The 15,681-nt window shown below is 74.8% G+C and carries 17 protein-coding genes and 1 pseudogene; 11 read left to right on the top strand and 7 right to left on the bottom strand.

The window, feature by feature from the left end:
- The first annotated feature begins 16 nt into the window (after positions 1–16).
- The 3 genes from ACZ514_RS14575 to ACZ514_RS14565 all read left to right on the top strand — a co-directional run bounded on the left by ACZ514_RS14575 (position 17) and on the right by ACZ514_RS14565 (position 2,004).
- Positions 17–850, top strand: coding sequence for an AraC family transcriptional regulator (locus tag ACZ514_RS14575; RefSeq protein WP_469124837.1), 834 nt, complete (start codon positions 17–19; stop codon positions 848–850).
- Between the two features lie 129 nt (positions 851–979).
- The gene (locus ACZ514_RS14570) at positions 980–1,699 is read left to right on the top strand and encodes an AzlC family ABC transporter permease (protein ID WP_469124853.1); all 720 of its coding nucleotides are present in this window, start codon (positions 980–982) and stop codon (positions 1,697–1,699) included.
- The gene (locus tag ACZ514_RS14565) at positions 1,696–2,004 is read left to right on the top strand and encodes an AzlD domain-containing protein (RefSeq protein ID WP_468170623.1); all 309 of its coding nucleotides are present in this window, start codon (positions 1,696–1,698) and stop codon (positions 2,002–2,004) included. The genes ACZ514_RS14570 and ACZ514_RS14565 overlap by 4 nt, the downstream gene beginning before the upstream one ends.
- On the opposite strand, the gene ACZ514_RS14560 is transcribed toward ACZ514_RS14565, so the two are convergent.
- The gene (locus ACZ514_RS14560) at positions 1,973–3,001 is read right to left on the bottom strand and encodes a hypothetical protein (protein WP_469124836.1); all 1,029 of its coding nucleotides are present in this window, start codon (positions 2,999–3,001) and stop codon (positions 1,973–1,975) included. The genes ACZ514_RS14565 and ACZ514_RS14560 overlap by 32 nt on opposite strands.
- 81 nt (positions 3,002–3,082) lie before the next feature.
- Here ACZ514_RS14560 and ACZ514_RS14555 point away from each other — a divergent pair, with 81 nt between their 5' ends.
- Complete coding sequence (locus ACZ514_RS14555; RefSeq protein ID WP_388938171.1) at positions 3,083–3,277, top strand: DUF3046 domain-containing protein; 195 nt, start codon at positions 3,083–3,085, stop codon at positions 3,275–3,277.
- Between the two features lie 345 nt (positions 3,278–3,622).
- Positions 3,623–4,714, top strand: coding sequence for an AI-2E family transporter (locus ACZ514_RS14550; protein ID WP_468171022.1), 1,092 nt, complete (start codon positions 3,623–3,625; stop codon positions 4,712–4,714).
- Here the strand turns inward: ACZ514_RS14550 and ACZ514_RS14545 are convergent.
- The gene (locus ACZ514_RS14545; RefSeq protein WP_468170629.1) at positions 4,668–5,423 is read right to left on the bottom strand and encodes a Clp protease N-terminal domain-containing protein; all 756 of its coding nucleotides are present in this window, start codon (positions 5,421–5,423) and stop codon (positions 4,668–4,670) included. The genes ACZ514_RS14550 and ACZ514_RS14545 overlap by 47 nt on opposite strands.
- Positions 5,424–5,556: 133 nt before the next feature.
- Here ACZ514_RS14545 and ACZ514_RS14540 point away from each other — a divergent pair, with 133 nt between their 5' ends.
- Positions 5,557–6,129, top strand: a complete 573-nt coding sequence (locus tag ACZ514_RS14540; RefSeq protein WP_469124835.1) for an HPP family protein — start codon at positions 5,557–5,559, stop codon at positions 6,127–6,129.
- A gap of 61 nt (positions 6,130–6,190) precedes the next feature.
- Here ACZ514_RS14540 and ACZ514_RS14535 read toward each other — a convergent pair whose 3' ends face one another.
- Positions 6,191–6,616, bottom strand: coding sequence for a hypothetical protein (locus tag ACZ514_RS14535; RefSeq protein WP_469124834.1), 426 nt, complete (start codon positions 6,614–6,616; stop codon positions 6,191–6,193).
- Between the two features lie 307 nt (positions 6,617–6,923).
- On the opposite strand from ACZ514_RS14535, the gene ACZ514_RS14530 reads away from it, so the two are divergent.
- The 5 genes and pseudogenes from ACZ514_RS14530 to ACZ514_RS14510 all read left to right on the top strand — a co-directional run bounded on the left by ACZ514_RS14530 (position 6,924) and on the right by ACZ514_RS14510 (position 12,690).
- Positions 6,924–7,754, top strand: a complete 831-nt coding sequence (locus ACZ514_RS14530; protein ID WP_469124833.1) for a S1 family peptidase — start codon at positions 6,924–6,926, stop codon at positions 7,752–7,754.
- Positions 7,755–7,893: 139 nt separating this feature from the next.
- The gene (locus ACZ514_RS14525) at positions 7,894–8,229 is read left to right on the top strand and encodes a hypothetical protein (protein ID WP_469124832.1); all 336 of its coding nucleotides are present in this window, start codon (positions 7,894–7,896) and stop codon (positions 8,227–8,229) included.
- Between the two features lie 102 nt (positions 8,230–8,331).
- Positions 8,332–9,438, top strand: coding sequence for a recombinase RecA (gene recA, locus ACZ514_RS14520; RefSeq protein ID WP_468170644.1), 1,107 nt, complete (start codon positions 8,332–8,334; stop codon positions 9,436–9,438).
- Positions 9,360–10,016, top strand: a pseudogene (gene recX, locus ACZ514_RS14515) (recombination regulator RecX); the annotation flags it as partial. The gene recA and the pseudogene recX, both read left to right, overlap by 79 nt.
- A 130-nt stretch (positions 10,017–10,146) precedes the next feature.
- Complete coding sequence (locus ACZ514_RS14510; protein WP_469124831.1) at positions 10,147–12,690, top strand: FtsX-like permease family protein; 2,544 nt, start codon at positions 10,147–10,149, stop codon at positions 12,688–12,690.
- 76 nt (positions 12,691–12,766) lie between these two features.
- Here the strand turns inward: ACZ514_RS14510 and ACZ514_RS14505 are convergent, their stop codons facing one another.
- The 4 genes from ACZ514_RS14505 to ACZ514_RS14490 all read right to left on the bottom strand — a co-directional run bounded on the left by ACZ514_RS14505 (position 12,767) and on the right by ACZ514_RS14490 (position 15,471).
- Positions 12,767–13,171, bottom strand: coding sequence for a rhodanese-like domain-containing protein (locus tag ACZ514_RS14505; protein ID WP_469124830.1), 405 nt, complete (start codon positions 13,169–13,171; stop codon positions 12,767–12,769).
- Positions 13,168–13,701, bottom strand: coding sequence for a cupin domain-containing protein (locus tag ACZ514_RS14500; protein WP_468170653.1), 534 nt, complete (start codon positions 13,699–13,701; stop codon positions 13,168–13,170). The genes ACZ514_RS14505 and ACZ514_RS14500 overlap by 4 nt, the downstream gene beginning before the upstream one ends.
- A 78-nt stretch (positions 13,702–13,779) precedes the next feature.
- Positions 13,780–13,866: a putative leader peptide gene (locus ACZ514_RS14495; protein ID WP_311318651.1), complete on the bottom strand. Its 87-nt coding sequence runs from the start codon at positions 13,864–13,866 to the stop codon at positions 13,780–13,782.
- Positions 13,867–13,899: 33 nt separating this feature from the next.
- Entirely contained in the window at positions 13,900–15,471 is a 1,572-nt protein-coding gene (locus ACZ514_RS14490; RefSeq protein WP_468170656.1) for an FAD-dependent monooxygenase, read from the bottom strand.
- Between the last annotated feature and the right edge of the window lie 210 nt (positions 15,472–15,681).

Below are 15,681 nucleotides of genomic sequence, written 5' to 3'. Positions count from 1 at the left end.
CGCGCAGAATGAGGACATGGGGACGGACGGCGGGCGCGGCGAATGGGCACGGCACTGGCGGTACGAGGAACTGCCCGGGCTGGACCTGCTGCGCGCCCACTACGTGCGCCACACCTTCCCGCGCCACGCCCACGAGGGCTACGTCATCGCCGCCGTCACCGGCGGCGTCGAGGAGATCGGCCTGCCCGGCGGCACCGTACGGGCCGGGCCGGGCAGCGTGGTGCTGATCAACCCGGAGGTCGCGCACACCGCCCGCGCCGGGGTCCCCGTGGGCTGGGCGTACGCCACCCTCTACGCCCCCCGCGACCTGATCGCCGAGGTCGCCGCCGAGATCGCCACCCCGCGCGGCACCCCCGGCTTCACCGCCGACACGGTCGCCGACGCGCAGGGCGCACGGGCCGTCAGCGAGGTGCACCGGGCCGCCGAGGCCGGGAACGCGCTCGCCGCCGACACCCTGCTGCGGGGCGTGGTGGCCCGGATGCTCAGCCGGTACGCCGGCCCGCTGCCCGCCCGTACGGTCCGCGGCGCGGGCGCCGCCGACGCCGAGAGGGCCCGGGCCGTGCTGGAGCAGCGGATGGCGGAGCCGCCCTCGCTGGAGCAGCTCGCGGCCGGGCTCGGGACCAGTCCCTTCGCCCTGCTGCGCGCCTTCCGCGAGCGGTACGGGATGCCCCCGCACACCTGGCTGACCGACGCGCGGGTCCGCAGGGCGCGCCGGCTGCTCGACGCGGGGATCCCGCCCGCCGAGGCGGCCGTCACCGTCGGCTTCACCGACCAGCCGCACCTGAACCGGCACTTCACCCGGATCGTCGGCGTCCCGCCGGGCGCCTACCGGCGGGAACGGGCCCGATAGGCTCCCGCCCCACCCGCACGGCGACGGGCACCACGGGCGCCGCCCGGCCCGGGCGGGGCGGCGCGCGCAAGAACGTACAAGACCCTCCCGCACCGCCCCGCGTACGTTCGCGGCGTGGGAGAACGACGAATGGTGATGCGGGAGACCCCTCCGGGGGCCGTCGACGGCAGGCCGGGCGCCGCCGTCGTGCGGGATGCGCTCGGGGTCGGCGTGGCCGTCGGCCTGTCGGGGTTCGCGTTCGGGGTGACGGCGGCCGGAGCCGGGACCAGCGTGCTCCAGGCCTGTGCGCTGAGCCTGCTGGTCTTCACCGGCGCCTCGCAGTTCGCGCTGGTCGGAGCCCTCGCGGCGGGCGGGAACCCGTTCACCGCCGCCGCCGGGGCCTTCTTCCTCGGCACCCGCAACGCCTTCTACGGGCTGCGGCTGTCCCAGCTGCTCGCCCTGCCGAGGGCCGTGCGGCCCCTCGCCGCGCACTGGGTGATCGACGAGACCACCGCCGTGGCGCTGGCCCAGCCCGACCGCCGGTCGGCCCGGCTCGGCTTCACCGTGACCGGGCTCGCCCTGTACGTGCTGTGGAACCTCACCACCCTGCTGGGCGCGCTGGGCGCCGAGGCCATCGGGGACACCGCCGCGTGGGGGCTGGACGCCGCCGGGCCCGCCGTGTTCCTCGCCCTGCTCGCGCCGATGCTCAAGAGCGCCACCGAGCGGGCCGTCGCCGCCCTCGCCCTGGTGCTGGGGCTGGGCTTCCTGCCGGTGCTGCCCGCCGGGGTGCCCGTACTGATCGCCGCGCTGGCCGCGCCCGCGGTGCTGTGGCTGAAGGGCCGCCGACCGCTGAAGGGAGCGCGCTCGTGAACGTCTGGATCGCCATCGGGCTCACCGTCGCCGGATGCTACGCCGTCAAGCTCGCCGGACTGCTCGTGCCCGCGGGGGCCCTGGAGCGGCCCGCCGTACGGAGGCTCGCCGCCCTGCTGCCCGTCGCGCTGCTCGCCGCGCTCACCGCCCAGCAGACCTTCAGCACCGGGCACGCGCTGGTCCTCGACGCCCGGGCCGCCGGGCTCGCCGCCGCCGGGGCCGCGCTGCTGCTGCGGGCCCCGTTCCTGGTGGTCGTCGGCGCGGCGGTGGTGGTCACCGCGGGCGTCCGGGCCCTGGGAGGCTGACCCCGCCGCCCTCGGCGGGCGCCCCCGGCGGCCGCCCGTACGCCCGCAGCGTCAGCAGGGCCTCGAGCGTGGCGATCGGCCGCCGCTCCAGCGAGCTGCCCGGCGCCCAGGCGCGGCGGCGCACCGGCCAGCCGCCGTCGGGGCGCTGCTCCGCCGCGAGGAAGTCCAGCGAGCGCCGCATCTCCTCGTCGGTGAACCAGCCCCGGGCCAGCGATTCCGGCCGGCGCGCGTAGTCGTACGGGAACAGCTGCTCGCCCGGTGCGCCGCCGGGCACGGCCGGGTACTCCGCGCGCCGGTCCGGTTCGAGCACCGCCAGCCGCCGCTCGCGCACCAGCCGGCCCAGCCGGTCGGCGGCCGCCGCGGCGCGGGCCCGGTCCGGGGCGCCGTCGAGGAAGGCCACGGCGCTGCGGACCTCGTACGGGTGAGGGTGGCGCAGCGTCTCGACCCGCTCCCAGCAGAAGTCCGTGGCGCGGAAGAGCCAGGCGTGCCAGATCCGGTTGCGGTGCAGCACCCCGACGACGGGGCCCGTGGTCAGCAGCGACCCCGGCGGGTCGTCGCACACCGGGAGGTACGGGGCGGCCAGATGGCCGCGCGGGCCCGGGACGACCAGGGGGAGCGCGCCCTCGGGGGTCGAGACCCGGGTCAGGTGGCGGCAGAGCCGCTCGACGCGCTGCCCGGCGCACCGGCCGAGGGCGTCGAGGATCCGCAGGGCGTACGCGGTGTGCAGGGGCTGGCTCAGCGGGCCGCGCAGGTCGGGGTCGAGCGCGTGCCCGTAGCCCCCGTCCTCGCCGAGGTAGGAGCCGAGTGCGGTGTCCACCGCGTCGGGATCCCCGCCGAGGAAGTGGAACGCGAACCGCCGCTGCTCCAGCACCCGGGCCGTCAGCCAGACGAACCGCTCGGCGCGGGCCAGCGGGGTGGACGCGGCGGGAAGGGCGGAGGGGGCCGCGGGGGCGGCCGGGCCCGGTGGGGCCGGCGCGGAAGCTTCGTCTCCAGGCATGCGTGACACCGTAGGGCGCGCGCACCGGCGCACAGGGGGGCAACGGGGCCGGTGCACTCTCCGGGGCGGGATACTGGAGGCATGCGGTTGACGATTTTCTGGGAGCGGATGGCTGAGCACTTCGGCGCGGCGTACGCGGACTCCTTCGCCCGGGACCACGTGATGGCCGAACTCGGCGGACGCACCGTCCACCAGGCGCTGGACGCCGGCTGGGAGGCCAAGGACGTGTGGCGCGCGGTGTGCTCCGCGATGGACGTGCCGGCCTCGCTGCGCTGACGCGCTGACGCGCCGCCCGGACCGCCCCGGAGCGGGGCGCCGGGGCCGCGCGGGACCGGCCGGCGCGCGCGGCGGGCGCGCACGGCTTCGTGGTCAGGGCGGGCGGTGGGACAGACTGGACGCGTGGCAGCGAAAGACGAGACGACCGGCCGGCCCGAAGCCCCTCAGGACCCCGGGCTTCCGGCCGGTCCCGCGGCCCCGGCGGGGCCGCCCTCCCCCGGGCGGGGCGACGCGGACGGCGGGCCCGGGACCCCTTCGCCCGGTACCGCCCCGGCGCCGGGCGCGGACGGCGGGGCCGAGGGCCCGCCCGGCGCCGCCGGGGAGGGTGCCGACGCGGACGCGCGGATGCCGCGCTGGCTGCCGCGCGCGGTGGTCCTCGTCCTCGCCCTCGTCGCGTGCTTCCAGCTCGGCAGCTGGGCCTTCCACCAGCTGACCGGGCTGCTCGTCAACATCCTGATCGCGTTCTTCCTCGCGCTCGCGATCGAACCGGCCGTGGCCAGGATGGCGGCCCGCGGCATGCGCCGCGGGCTCGCCACCTTCCTGGTCTTCCTGGCCGTCTTCGTCTTCGGCGCCGGCTTCCTCGCGCTGCTCGGCTCCATGCTCGCCGGGCAGATCATCGAGATGGTCGAGGGGTTCCCCCGCTACCTCGACTCGGTGATCGACTCGATCAACCGGACCTTCCACACCGAACTGTCCCGGCTGGACATCCAGGACAGCCTGCTGCATTCCGAATGGCTCCAGAAGTACGTGCAGAACAGCGCCAGCGGCGTGCTCGACGTGTCCGCCACCGTGCTGGGCGGGCTCTTCAGGCTGCTGACGGTCTTCCTGTTCTCCTTCTACTTCGCCGCCGACGGGCCCAGGCTGCGGCGCGCGCTGTGCTCCGTACTGCCGCCCGCCAAGCAGCGCGAGGTGCTGCGCGCCTGGGAGATCGCCGTGGCGAAGACGGGCGGCTACCTGTACTCGCGCGGACTGATGGCGCTGGTCTCCGGCATCGCGCACTACGTCCTCTTCGTGGTGCTCGACGTGCCGTACGCGCCCGCGCTCGCCGTGTGGGTGGGGCTGGTCTCCCAGTTCATCCCCACCATCGGCACCTACCTGGCGGGCGCGCTGCCGATCCTGATCGCCTTCGCCGTCAATCCCTGGTTCGCCCTGTACGTCCTCGGCTTCGTGGTGGTCTACCAGCAGTTCGAGAACTACGTGCTCCAGCCGAAGCTGACGTCGAAGACGGTGGACATCCACCCCGCCGTGGCCTTCGGGTCGGTCATCGCGGGCACCGCCCTGCTGGGCGCGGTCGGAGCGCTCATCGCGATCCCGGCCGTCGCCACCCTGCAGGCCTTCCTCGGCGCGTACGTGAAGCGGTACGAGCTGACGGGCGCGGCGTCCGGCGGGGCTACTTCTCTCCGTCGCCGCCGAGTACGGCTGCGAGGACTTCGGTGACGGTCGCCTCGGCGGCCGCCTTGTCCAGACCGGCGCCGCTGAGCGGGCCTTCGCCGTTCTCCAGCTCCAGGAGGGCGAGCAGGATGTGCTCGGTGCCGACGTAGCCGTGGCCCAGGCGCAGGGCCTCGCGGAAGGTGAGCTCGAGGGCCTTCTTGGCGTGCGCGTCGAAGGGGACGAGTTCGGGGACGTCCTGCTCCGCCGGGGGCAGTGAGGCGGTCGCCGCGGCGCGCAGCGCTTCCGGGGTGACGCCGCGGGAGGTCAGCACGTGGCCGGCCAGTCCCTCGGGTTCGGCGAGCAGGCCGAGCAGCAGGTGCTCGGTGCGGATCTCGGTGTTGCCGGCGGCGCGGGCCTCGTTCTGTGCGGCCATGACGACGTTGCGGGCGCGGGGGGTGAAGCGGCCGAAGCCGGCGTTCGGGTCGAGGCCCGGGTCGCCGTCCTTGTCGGCCTTGGGGACGAAGCGCTTCTGCGCGGCCTGGCGGGTGACGCCCATGCTGCGGCCGATGTCGGTCCAGGAGGCGCCGGAGCGGCGGGCCTGGTCGACGAAGTGGCCGATAAGGTGGTCGGCCACGTCGCCGAGGTGTTCGGCGGCGACGACGGCGTCGCTGAGCTGGTCGAGGGTGTCGGAGTGGACCTTCTTGATGGCCTCGATCAGGTCGTCGAGGCGTACCGGGTTGGTCATGCGAACGGGTTCCACCGAAGGGTTCGTCATGGGTGCAACCCTAGGTTGACAGTGGGGAGGTGTCAACCACTGGTTGTCACTCGAGCCGCGCGTGCGGCCTGCGCCGGGCGCGGGGGGCCGTCGTATAGGGCGGGGATGTGAGGGGTGCGTAGACCTGGCGCCCATGAGTGTGGACACGAGTGACACCCGTACGCGCCGGGCCGCGAAGGCGCCCGGTCGCGCCCGCCCGGTCCTTCCGGACGTGCTGGCGGGCCGGGCCCCCGCGCCCGCGTCGCCCGCCCGGGTCACGGCCCTGCACAGCGGCGGGGTGGCGGCGGCCGCGCTGCTGGCACTCGTCGGCATCGGCGCGGTCCTGCGCGAGCCGGTGCTGATCCCGCCGATCGCGGCGAGCGCGGCGATCGTCTACGGCGTGCCCGCGCTGCCGCTGGCGCAACCGCGCAGCGTCGTCGCCGGGCACCTGCTGTGCGCGGCGGTGGGCTACCTGGGCCTGGCCCTGCTGGGGGACGCGCCGTGGGTGGCGGCGCTGGCTGCGGGGCTGGCGGTGGGGGTCATGACCCTGGCCCGGACCCCGCATTCGCCGGCGGCGGCGACCACCGTGGTGGTGGTGCTCCAGGCGCCGGATCCGGTGGTGTTCGTACCGCTGCTCGCGGGGGCGGCGCTGCTGCTGGTGCTGGCCGGGACGGCGGCCTCGCGCGCGCGGCGGGGGGCGGTGCGGTACCCCGTGTACTGGTGGTGAGCGGGGCGGGGGCGGAGGGGGCTGGGGACGGGTCCCCTCCGCCGTGCCGGACCGTCAGGCGTCAGGCGGCGGGCTGGCCCTGACCCGTGAGCAGGCCGAGCAGCCGGTCCATCTCGTCACGCCAGATGCGGTGCACGTTCATCCGGGTCGGTGCGGCCTGTCCGGGCAGCTGCATGCGGAACGAGCTCCAGACGGCGTTGCGCTTGATCTCGGTGACGCTGCCGGCGGCCTCGGCGGGCGATATGGCGAAGACGATCTCCTGCGGGCGGTTGCTCATGCGGCTCGCCTTGTGGAGCACCACGGCCTGCTCGGTCACGGTGACGAAGTAGTACGAGAGGAACGCCTGGCCGATGAGGCCGAGCATGCTCATCAGCCACACGCTGGGGCCGGCGACGGCCTGGATCGTGACGATGGGCCGGTCGGCGGGGTTGGCCTGGGCGAGGGCGTCTGCCACCTGCTGCTGGATCGTGGCCTTCTTGATGGCCATGGGTCCTCCTGAGCGGAATTTCGGGGCCCCCGTGGTCGGGGGCACCGCAGAGTACCGGCCGTTCCGGAACCCTCCCGTCCCGCCCCGGGGGAGTGGCCCATGCGCCCCGGTATCGACATTCCCGCCCGCCTCGTGGGGTGTTGGAATGATTGCTTCCGGATGGGCTCCCGGACGGGCTTCGGGCCGTCGCGGTGATCCGGTCCCCAACGGGGGAGGCCCTCTTGTGAGTTGTGGTCCTCTGGTTTGAGAATGCGCATGACAACCGAAGGATCTTCGGTCGCATCCGTCACCAGAGGGGACCCCCCACATGAACAAGCCTCTCGCCGCCGTCGCGCTCTCCTTACTCCTGACCGGAGTGGCAGCGGCCCCGGCCATGGCCTCGGCCACCGACACCGCGCCCGCCGTCGCGGTCACCTACGCGGGCACGGTCGCGCTCAGCAACTGCTCCGGCTCCGTCGTCCGCGCCCCCGGCTCCCAGCCCGGCGACCCCGCGCTCGTCCTGTCCAACGGCCACTGCCTGGAAACCGGGTTCCCGGCGCCCGGCGAGGTCCTCGTGAACCGGGCGTCCAGCCGTACGTTCTCCCTGCTCAACGCCGCCGGCTCGAGGGTCGCGACGCTGCGCGCCAGCAAGATCGCGTACGGGACGATGACGGACACGGACGTCTCGCTCTACCAGCTGACCAAGACGTACGAGCAGATCCAGAGCCAGTACGGGATCGGCGCCCTCACCCTCAACGACGCCCACCCGGTGCAGGGTTCGTCCATCAAGGTCGTCTCCGGCTACTGGAAGCGCACCTACAGCTGCAACGTCGACGGGTTCGCGTACCGCCTCAAGGAGGGCGCCTGGACCTGGAAGGACTCGGTCCGCTACACCTCGTCGTGCAACACGATCGGCGGCACCTCGGGTTCCCCGGTCATCGACACGGCCACCGGCAAGGTCGTCGCCGTCAACAACACGGGCAACGAGGACGGCCAGCGCTGCACGGACAACAACCCGTGCGAGGTGGACGAGAGCGGCAACGTCACGGTCCGCCAGGGCATCAACTACGCCCAGCAGACCTACACCCTCGTCCCCTGCATCGGCCCCGGCAACCAGATCGACCTGACCCGCCCCGGCTGCGCCGTCCCGAAGCCGTAAGCCCACCGGTCACGCACACCCCGAGCCCCGGCCGCCCCACGGCGCCGGGGCTCGGCCCGTGCCGGGGAGCGGTGGCGGCGGGGGGTGCGCATCCTGAAAGCCCGACGGCAGGGCGAAGGAGACGAAGATGATAGCGAGAGTGGCTGTTTGGGAGCCGATGCCGACCGACGACCGGGACTGGGTGCTGGAGGCCGCCGCCACCGTGCCCGGTGTCCACGGGGCCTGTCACCTCGTCGACCCCGCGACCGGCAACGGACTGTCGATCGCCTTCTTCGAGGACGAGGCCGCGGCTCGCGCCGCGCGCCGGGCGATCGAGGAGCGGGCCGAGGAGATCGGCTGGAACGACACGCCGCACCCGGCGCCCGCCTCCCACACCATGTATGACGTGGTGCGGTACACGTGGGCGGGGGCGGCCGCACCGCCGCCCGGGGCGGCGCGTGGCTCGCTTGACACGGAAATCGAACATCCATTCTGATGGGTTATCCACAGCCAGGACGGGCGTGGGAGCGCATTGTCAGTGGCAGGCGTTAGCGTCAATGGCGTGAAGCGATCGACTCAAGCAAACCGGGTGGAACCCATGGCAGGCACCGACCGCGAGAAGGCTCTCGACGCCGCGCTCGCACAGATTGAACGGCAATTCGGCAAGGGTGCGGTCATGCGCCTCGGCGACAAGCCGAACGACCCCATCGAGGTCATCCCCACCGGGTCGACCGCGCTGGACATCGCCCTCGGCGTCGGCGGTCTGCCGCGCGGCCGTGTGGTCGAGATCTACGGCCCGGAGTCCTCCGGTAAGACGACCCTGACCCTGCACGCCGTGGCCAACGCGCAGAAGGCCGGCGGCACCGTGGCCTTCGTGGACGCCGAGCACGCGCTCGACCCCGAGTACGCCCGGGCCCTGGGCGTGGACACCGACAACCTCATCCTGTCCCAGCCGGACACCGGTGAGCAGGCGCTCGAGATCGTCGACATGCTGGTCCGCTCCGGCGCGCTCGACCTGATCGTCATCGACTCCGTCGCGGCGCTCGTACCGCGCGCGGAGATCGAGGGCGAGATGGGCGACTCCCACGTGGGTCTCCAGGCCCGCCTGATGAGCCAGGCGCTCCGCAAGATCACCGGTGCGCTGAACCAGTCCAAGACCACCGCGATCTTCATCAACCAGCTCCGCGAGAAGATCGGCGTGATGTTCGGCTCGCCGGAGACCACGACCGGTGGCCGCGCGCTGAAGTTCTACGCCTCCGTGCGCATCGACATCCGCCGCATCGAGACCCTGAAGGACGGCACGGAGGCGGTCGGTAACCGCACCCGCTGCAAGGTCGTCAAGAACAAGGTCGCGCCCCCCTTCAAGCAGGCCGAGTTCGACATCCTCTACGGCCAGGGCATCAGCCGCGAGGGCGGCCTGATCGACATGGGCGTGGAGCACGGCTTCATCCGCAAGGCCGGCGCCTGGTACACGTACGAGGGCGACCAGCTGGGCCAGGGCAAGGAGAACGCCCGCAACTTCCTCAAGGACAACCCCGACCTCGCCAACGAGATCGAGCGGAAGATCAAGGAGAAGCTCGGCGTGGGCGTCCGCAAGGACAGCGAGGCCGTCGAGCCCGCCGCCGCGCCGGCGGCCGACGCCTCCGTGCCCGCCCCGGCGTCGAAGGCCAAGCCGGCGGCCAAGGCCGCCGTGGCCAAGAGCTGACCGTGCGGGAAGAGCAGGAGAGGGGCGGCAGGGCGAGGGGTGGCCGTGAAGGCCGCCAGGAGCTGCCGCCCCAGAGTCCCGAGGAGCAGGCGCGGGCGATCTGCCTGCGCCTGCTCACCGGGATGCCGCGCACCCGGCGGCAGCTCGAGGAGGCCCTGGCGAAACGGGGCATCCCCGAGGAGGTGTCACAGGAGGTCCTCTCCCGGTACGAGGAGGTGGGCCTGATCGACGACGCCGCCTTCGCCGGGGCCTGGGTGGAGTCCCGGCACCGCGGCCGGGGCCTGGCCCGCCGGGCGCTCGCGCAGGAACTGCGGACCAAGGGCGTGCACACCACCCTCGTCCAGGAAGCGCTGGAACAGCTCGACTCCGAGCAGGAGGAGCGGACCGCCCGGGAACTCGTGGAGCGCAAGCTGCGCGGCACCCGGGGGCTGGAGCGGGACAAGCGGCTCCGGCGCCTCGCCGGGATGCTCGCCCGCAAGGGATACCCGGAAGGCATGGCCCTGCGGGTGGTCCGGCGCGCGCTGGAGGCCGAGGCCGAGCGCGGGGACGCCGACGGGCCGGAGTGCCCCGGGCACTGAGCCCTGGTCCAGCGGCCGCCGGCCGTCGGCCGGCGCCGGGGCGAGCGGCCCGGGGGTGGGGGTAGCCCCCGGACGAGGACGCCAGGGCGCTCCAGTGCCCGCAAACCGCCGCGCGGCCAGAGTTGACCGCATGATGCTGCGTTACGCCCTTCAGACCCTGCGGGACCGCAAGGCCGGCTTCCTCGGGGCCTTCGTCGCGCTCCTGTGCGCGGCGTCCCTGATCACCGCCTGCGGCACCCTCCTGGAGACCGGACTCCGCGGCCGGATCGCCCCCGAGCGCTACGCGGGCACCCCGGTGGTCGTCTCCGCCGACCAGAACGTCCACCAGACGACGGTCAAGGAGAAGAAGGGCAAGACCAAGACGAAGCACAAGGCCAAGCCCGTCGCCGAGCGGGCCTGGCTCCCGGCCTCCACCGTGGAGACCGTACGTTCCGTCCCGGGCGTCGCACACGCCGTGCCCGAGCTGACCTTCCAGGCCGTCCCCCTGGTCGACGCGCCCGGCGGCACGGCGAAGCCCTCGTACGGACACGCCTGGACCTCCGCCGTCCTCACCCCCTTCACCCTCGCCGAGGGCCACGCCCCCCGCGGCGGTGACGAGGTCGTCGTCGACCGCGCACTGGCCGCCCGCGCGGGACTCCGCGCCGGAGCCCGGCTGACCGTACAGGCCACCGGCGATCCCAAGACGTACACCGTCAGCGGCATCGCGCGGACCGCCCACGGCGGCCCCGGCCGGCAGACCTCGCTGTTCTTCAGCGACGCCGAGGCCGAGCGGCTCGCCGCCCGCGCCGGACAGGTCAGCGCCGTCGGCGTGCTGCCCCGGCCCGGAGCGGACGCCGCGGAACTCGCCGGCCGCGTCGCGAAGGCCCTGGCCGGCACCCCCCAGGGCGCCACCGCACAGGTGGCCGCCGGCGACGACCGCGGCCCGGTCGAGTTCCTCGACGCCGCCGGAGCACGGATCAAACTGGTCTCCATGGGCGGGGCCATGGGCGGCACCTCGCTGCTCGTCGCGATCCTCGTGGTCGTCGGCACCTTCGCCCTCTCCGTGCAGCAGCGCTACCGCGAACTGGCCCTGCTGCGGGCCATCGCCGCCACCCCCAAGCAGCTGCGCCGCATGATCGGCCGCGAAGCGCTGCTCGTCGGCCTGGCCGCCGGAATCACCGGCTCCGTCGCCGGACTGCCCCTGGCCGCCTGGCTGCACGGCCGCTTCGTCGCCAACGGCGTGGTCCCCGCCACCCTGGAACGCACCGCCGGGATCTTCCCGATGTCCGCCGCCGTCGCGGCGAGCCTGCTCGGAGCCTGGGCCGCCGCGCGGATCACCGGACGGCGGATCGCCCGGATCCGCCCCGCCGAGGCGCTGGCCGAAGCCGCCGTCGAGCGCGGCCGCCCCGCCTGGATCCGGATCGCGGCCGGGCTGCTCCTGCTGGCCGGCGGGGTGGTGCTGGTCGTCGTCCTCGGCTCGCTGCGCACCGAGCCCGCCTCCACCCCGGTCACCTTCCTCGCCGTCGTGGTGCTGGCCGCCGCCGTGTCGCTGCTCGGGCCGCTGCTGGTCCGGCTCGCGACCGCGCTGCTCGCCGGTCCGCTGCGGCTGGCCGGGCCCGGCGGCCGCCTGGCCACCGCGAACCTGCGCGGCAACGCCACCCGCATGGCCTCAGCCGTCACCCCGCTCACCCTGCTGATCGGCATGACCTGCACCGTCCTCTTCGTCACCCCGACCCTCGGCGACGCGGCCCGCGCCCAGGCCCGCGACGGGATCCGGGCCCAGTTCGTCCTCACCCCGCAGGGCCCCGGAGTGAGCGCCGACGCCGCCGAGCGGATCCGCCGTACGCCGGGCGTCACGGCGGCCACCGAGATCGTGCACACCTCGGTACGGGTCGGCCTGACCAAGTACGCGGCCCAGGGCGTGACCCCGGCCGGCCTCACCCGCACCTGGGACCCGCGGGTCACCCGGGGCAGCCTGGACGGCTTCGGCCCGGGCGGCGTCGCCGTCAGCGAACTCGCCGCCGACCAGCTGGGGCTGAAGCCCGGCAGCCCGCTGGAGCTGACCCTCGGCGACGGGACGCCCGTGACGCTGACGGTGGCCGCCGTGTACGCGCGGGGGCTGGGCTTCGGAGACCTGACCCTGCCCCACGGCCTGCTGGCCGCGCACGTCGACAACCCCCTCGCCACCTCCGTGCTGGTCGCGGCCGAGCCGGGCGTGGGGCGGGAACGACTGGCCGCGCCGGGCGTCTCGGTGCTCTCCGCGGCCGAGGCCGACGCGGCGAGGGCGGAACGGCAGGCGGCCGGAGCCGAGATCAACCTGCTGGCCATGGGCCTGGTGCTGGCCTTCACCGCCATCGCGGTGGTCAACACCCTGGCGATGTCCACCGCCGAGCGGTTCCGGGAGTTCGCGATGCTGCGCCTGGCCGGGGCGAAGCGGCGGCAGGTACTGCGGATGCTCCGTACGGAGACCCTGGCCGTCCTGCTGATCGGGGCGGTGCTGGGATCGGGGATCTCCCTGGCCGTACTGACCGCGTTCAGCGTGGGCATGACGGGGTCCGCGGCCCCGGCGGTGCTGCCGCTGGTGTACGCGGTGGTGGTCGGCGCGGCCGCACTGCTGGCCCTGACCGCCACCGCCCTCCCGGGCCGGGCAGCGCTCCGGCGCCGCCCGGTGGAGGTGGCCACCTCCAAGGCGTAGCCGCGGCCCGGCCGCGACCGCCCGCCCCTGCTCCGCCGGACGGAATCCGGCGGAGCAGGGCGGGGGCGGGGGCACGTCAGGAAGGGGCGGTGGTGGGCAGGCCGGCGGCGCGCCACGCCTGGAAACCGCCCGTGAGGTCCGTCGCGCGGCGCAGGCCCAGCCCGTGCAGGGAAGCGGCGGCCAGCGAGGACGCGTAACCCTCGTCGCAGATCACCACCACCCACAGGTCGTGGGAGTCGGCCTGCGGCAGGCGGTGGGAGCCCTGGGGGTCGAGGCGCCACTCCAGCTCGTTGCGCTCCACGACCACCGCGCCCGGGATGAGCCCGTCCCGCTCGCGCAGCGCCTGGTAGCGGATGTCCACCAGCAGGGCGTCACCGGCCCGCCAGGCCTCGTGGGCCTCCCGCGGGCCGAGGCGGGTGTACGTCGCGCGGACCCGCTCCAGCAGCGCGTCGACGCCGGCCGGCGGCACGGCGGCGCTCACTGCCAGTCCGCCGGGCGCTCGACGTGCTCCAGGCGGAGCACCGGACCGCTGCGGCCGTACCGGCGGATCAGCGGCAGCGGCGGGTAGTAGGCGTGGACGGAGACCGCGTGCTCCGAGGGGGACTCGTTGAGCACCTCGTGGACGTGGTGCTCGCCGAAGGCCCGCCCGCTGACCGCGCCGAGGCTGCGGGTGCGGTCCACGCCGGGGGACAGCTCGAGGGTCCGCCAGCCCTCCGAGGGCAGGCGCACCGTCAGGGAGCGCTCGGTCAGCCGCCCCCGCGCGGTGGCGAACGCGCCCCGGGACTCGGCGTGGTCGTGCCAGCCGGTGCCGGTGCCCGGCGGCCAGCCGATCAGCCAGGCCTCACTGCCGCCCGGACCGTCGAGCCGGATCCAGGTCCGGCCCTCCGGGTCGAGGGGGAGCGAGCCGACGATCGCGGGGTCGGCCGCGGTGCGCAGGGCGAAGTCGAGCAGGTCCGCCGCCGTCGGGGCCGCGGAGCGGGCAGGGGCGTGCGTGGTCAAGGGCGAAGGCATGGGTGGTGACCGTCCTGGGGTTCGCGAAGGTGCGCGCGCCGGCCGGCAGGGCACGGGGGCACGCGGAGGGGAGGCGAATCAGCAGGAGGGGCGACACACGCAGCCCGCGTAGCGGAGCAGGTCCATGTGGACCCTCCGCCACAGGCGTACGTCGTTGCCGGTCATGGCGGCGAGTGAACCACGCGCCCCCGTGACCGGTCAATCGATCACAGGAGCGGGTGTGGCGGGAGCACCGGCCGGTGCGCCCGCCCGGACGGCGTCGGCCGCCTCGTACAGCTCGGCCGGCCGGACCCCCGCGAAGGTGGCCGCCAGGTGCCCGTCGGGCCGTACCAGCAGCACGGTATGGGCCGGAGCCCCCGGGTAGCCGTCGGCCACCAGCAGGTCGGCCGGGACCGGCAGGGCGCTCACCGCCGCCGCGAGACGCGGCATCACCCCGGCGCCCAGCCAGTGCCGCCGGTCCCACACCCCGGTGCCCGGCGCGACCAGCAGCACCAGCAGCCGGCCCCGCCCCAGCAGGTCGCGCAGCGGGACGGTGGCTCCGTCGGGCGCGGTCACCGGCACGTTCGCCACCGGACCGCCCGGCTCCGTCGCCGTCGGGACCTCGCGTACGGCGACCGGCGGGGCGTACACGGGCTGCGCGCCCAGCGGACCCCGCCCCAGGTGCCCGTCGGTCAGCAGGGCCTCGGCGGACCGGCCCGTCCCCGGCAGCAGGGTGCGCAGCCCGCCCCCGCCGCGCAGTACGGGCACGGCCTGGTCGGCGGCGCGCAGCCGGGCGGCCACCGCGGTGCGCCGTTCGCCCTCGTAGCTGTCGAGCAGGGCCTCGGAGGCCCCCTGGTGCCAGGCCAGGGCCAGCTTCCAGGCGAGGTTCTCCGCGTCGCGCAGCCCCTCCTCGACGCCCTGCGTGCCGACCGCGCCCAGCAGGTGCGCGGCGTCCCCGACGAGGAAGGCCCGGCCGTCGCGCCAGCGCAGGGCGAGGCGGTGGTGGAGCGTGTGCACCCCGGTGTCGATCAGGTCGTACGGAGGGGTCGTGCCGCCGCACCACAGGGCCAGCGTGTCCCGGATGAGGGTGACGAGGGCGTCCGGGGTGACGAGGTCCCCGCGCGCGGGCAGCAGCCAGTCGAGCCGCCACACCCCGTCGGGCAGCGGCCGGGCGGTGATCTCCTCCGGCCCGGACGGCGGGCTGCGGTGCAGCAACCCCTCACCGGGCCAGGGCAGTTCGGCACGCAGCGCGGCCACGGCGTGCCGCTCGACGGCGGTCCGGCCCGGGAAGCGGATGCCGAGCAGCTTGCGCACCGTGGAGCGGGCCCCGTCACAGCCGACGAGGTGGCTGCCGCGCCACCAGGTGGTCTCGGCGCCCCGGGTGAGCGCGGTGACCCCGCGGCCGTCCTGCTCGAGGGAGTCCAGCTTGGCACCGGTGACCAGCTGGACCAGGGGGTGCGCCGCGGCGGCGTCGCGCAGGCCGCGCACGAGGGCGTGCTGCGGCAGGTGCAGGGGGGCGCCGGGACCCTGGAAGGTGATCCGGCGGGTCTCCTGACGCCGCCTGACGGTGCGCCAGCCCGCGTACTGCGCGCCCTCGTCGCGCAGGGTCGTACAGCCCAGCCGGTGGGCCATGGCCGCGGTGTCGGTGTGCAGGACGACACTGCGGGCGGGCCGGGGCTCCTCCTTGCCGGGCCCCTCGTCGAGCAGGACGCTGGGCACGCCGTGGCCGGCGAGGGCGAGGGACAGGGACAGCCCGACGGGCCCCGCGCCGACGACGATCACCGGGTCCATGATGCGGCTCCCGATGTCCGGTATGTGATCACAGACCGTATGCAACCCACTGGAAGTTCCGGCGTCAAGTGACACCGGGGCTGGAGTCGGTGAGGGGCCCGGTCGTCCGGAGGGATGCGGGAGTGAGGCGCCGGGCTCCAGTGGTCGTCGGTACCGAACAGGCGTGTGGTGTGGGGGGGGGGACGCATCCCCCCACACACCCCCAAACAC

It is taken from the genome of Streptomyces sp. NPDC034086 (genome assembly GCF_055575515.1).
The sequence above is the reverse complement of the archived record's forward strand: the minus strand, read 5'-3'. Positions and strand labels throughout refer to the sequence as shown.

Bases quoted from the DNA above. Each gene is read 5' to 3' on its own strand.
- ACZ514_RS14555 (WP_388938171.1), top strand. From the start codon at position 3,083: ATGCGGTTGACGATTTTCTGGGAGCGGATGGCTGAGCACTTCGGCGCG.
- ACZ514_RS14530 (WP_469124833.1), top strand. From the start codon at position 6,924: ATGAACAAGCCTCTCGCCGCCGTCGCGCTCTCCTTACTCCTGACCGGA.
- ACZ514_RS14545 (WP_468170629.1), bottom strand. From the start codon at position 5,423: ATGACGAACCCTTCGGTGGAACCCGTTCGCATGACCAACCCGGTACGC.
- ACZ514_RS14490 (WP_468170656.1), bottom strand. From the start codon at position 15,471: ATGGACCCGGTGATCGTCGTCGGCGCGGGGCCCGTCGGGCTGTCCCTG.
- ACZ514_RS14495 (WP_311318651.1), bottom strand. From the start codon at position 13,866: ATGACCGGCAACGACGTACGCCTGTGGCGGAGGGTCCACATGGACCTG.
- ACZ514_RS14540 (WP_469124835.1), top strand. From the start codon at position 5,557: ATGAGTGTGGACACGAGTGACACCCGTACGCGCCGGGCCGCGAAGGCG.
- ACZ514_RS14560 (WP_469124836.1), bottom strand. From the start codon at position 3,001: ATGCCTGGAGACGAAGCTTCCGCGCCGGCCCCACCGGGCCCGGCCGCC.
- ACZ514_RS14510 (WP_469124831.1), top strand. From the start codon at position 10,147: ATGATGCTGCGTTACGCCCTTCAGACCCTGCGGGACCGCAAGGCCGGC.
- ACZ514_RS14500 (WP_468170653.1), bottom strand. From the start codon at position 13,701: ATGCCTTCGCCCTTGACCACGCACGCCCCTGCCCGCTCCGCGGCCCCG.
- ACZ514_RS14550 (WP_468171022.1), top strand. From the start codon at position 3,623: ATGCCGCGCTGGCTGCCGCGCGCGGTGGTCCTCGTCCTCGCCCTCGTC.
- recA (WP_468170644.1), top strand. From the start codon at position 8,332: ATGGCAGGCACCGACCGCGAGAAGGCTCTCGACGCCGCGCTCGCACAG.
- ACZ514_RS14575 (WP_469124837.1), top strand. From the start codon at position 17: ATGGGGACGGACGGCGGGCGCGGCGAATGGGCACGGCACTGGCGGTAC.
- ACZ514_RS14535 (WP_469124834.1), bottom strand. From the start codon at position 6,616: ATGGCCATCAAGAAGGCCACGATCCAGCAGCAGGTGGCAGACGCCCTC.
- ACZ514_RS14570 (WP_469124853.1), top strand. From the start codon at position 980: ATGGTGATGCGGGAGACCCCTCCGGGGGCCGTCGACGGCAGGCCGGGC.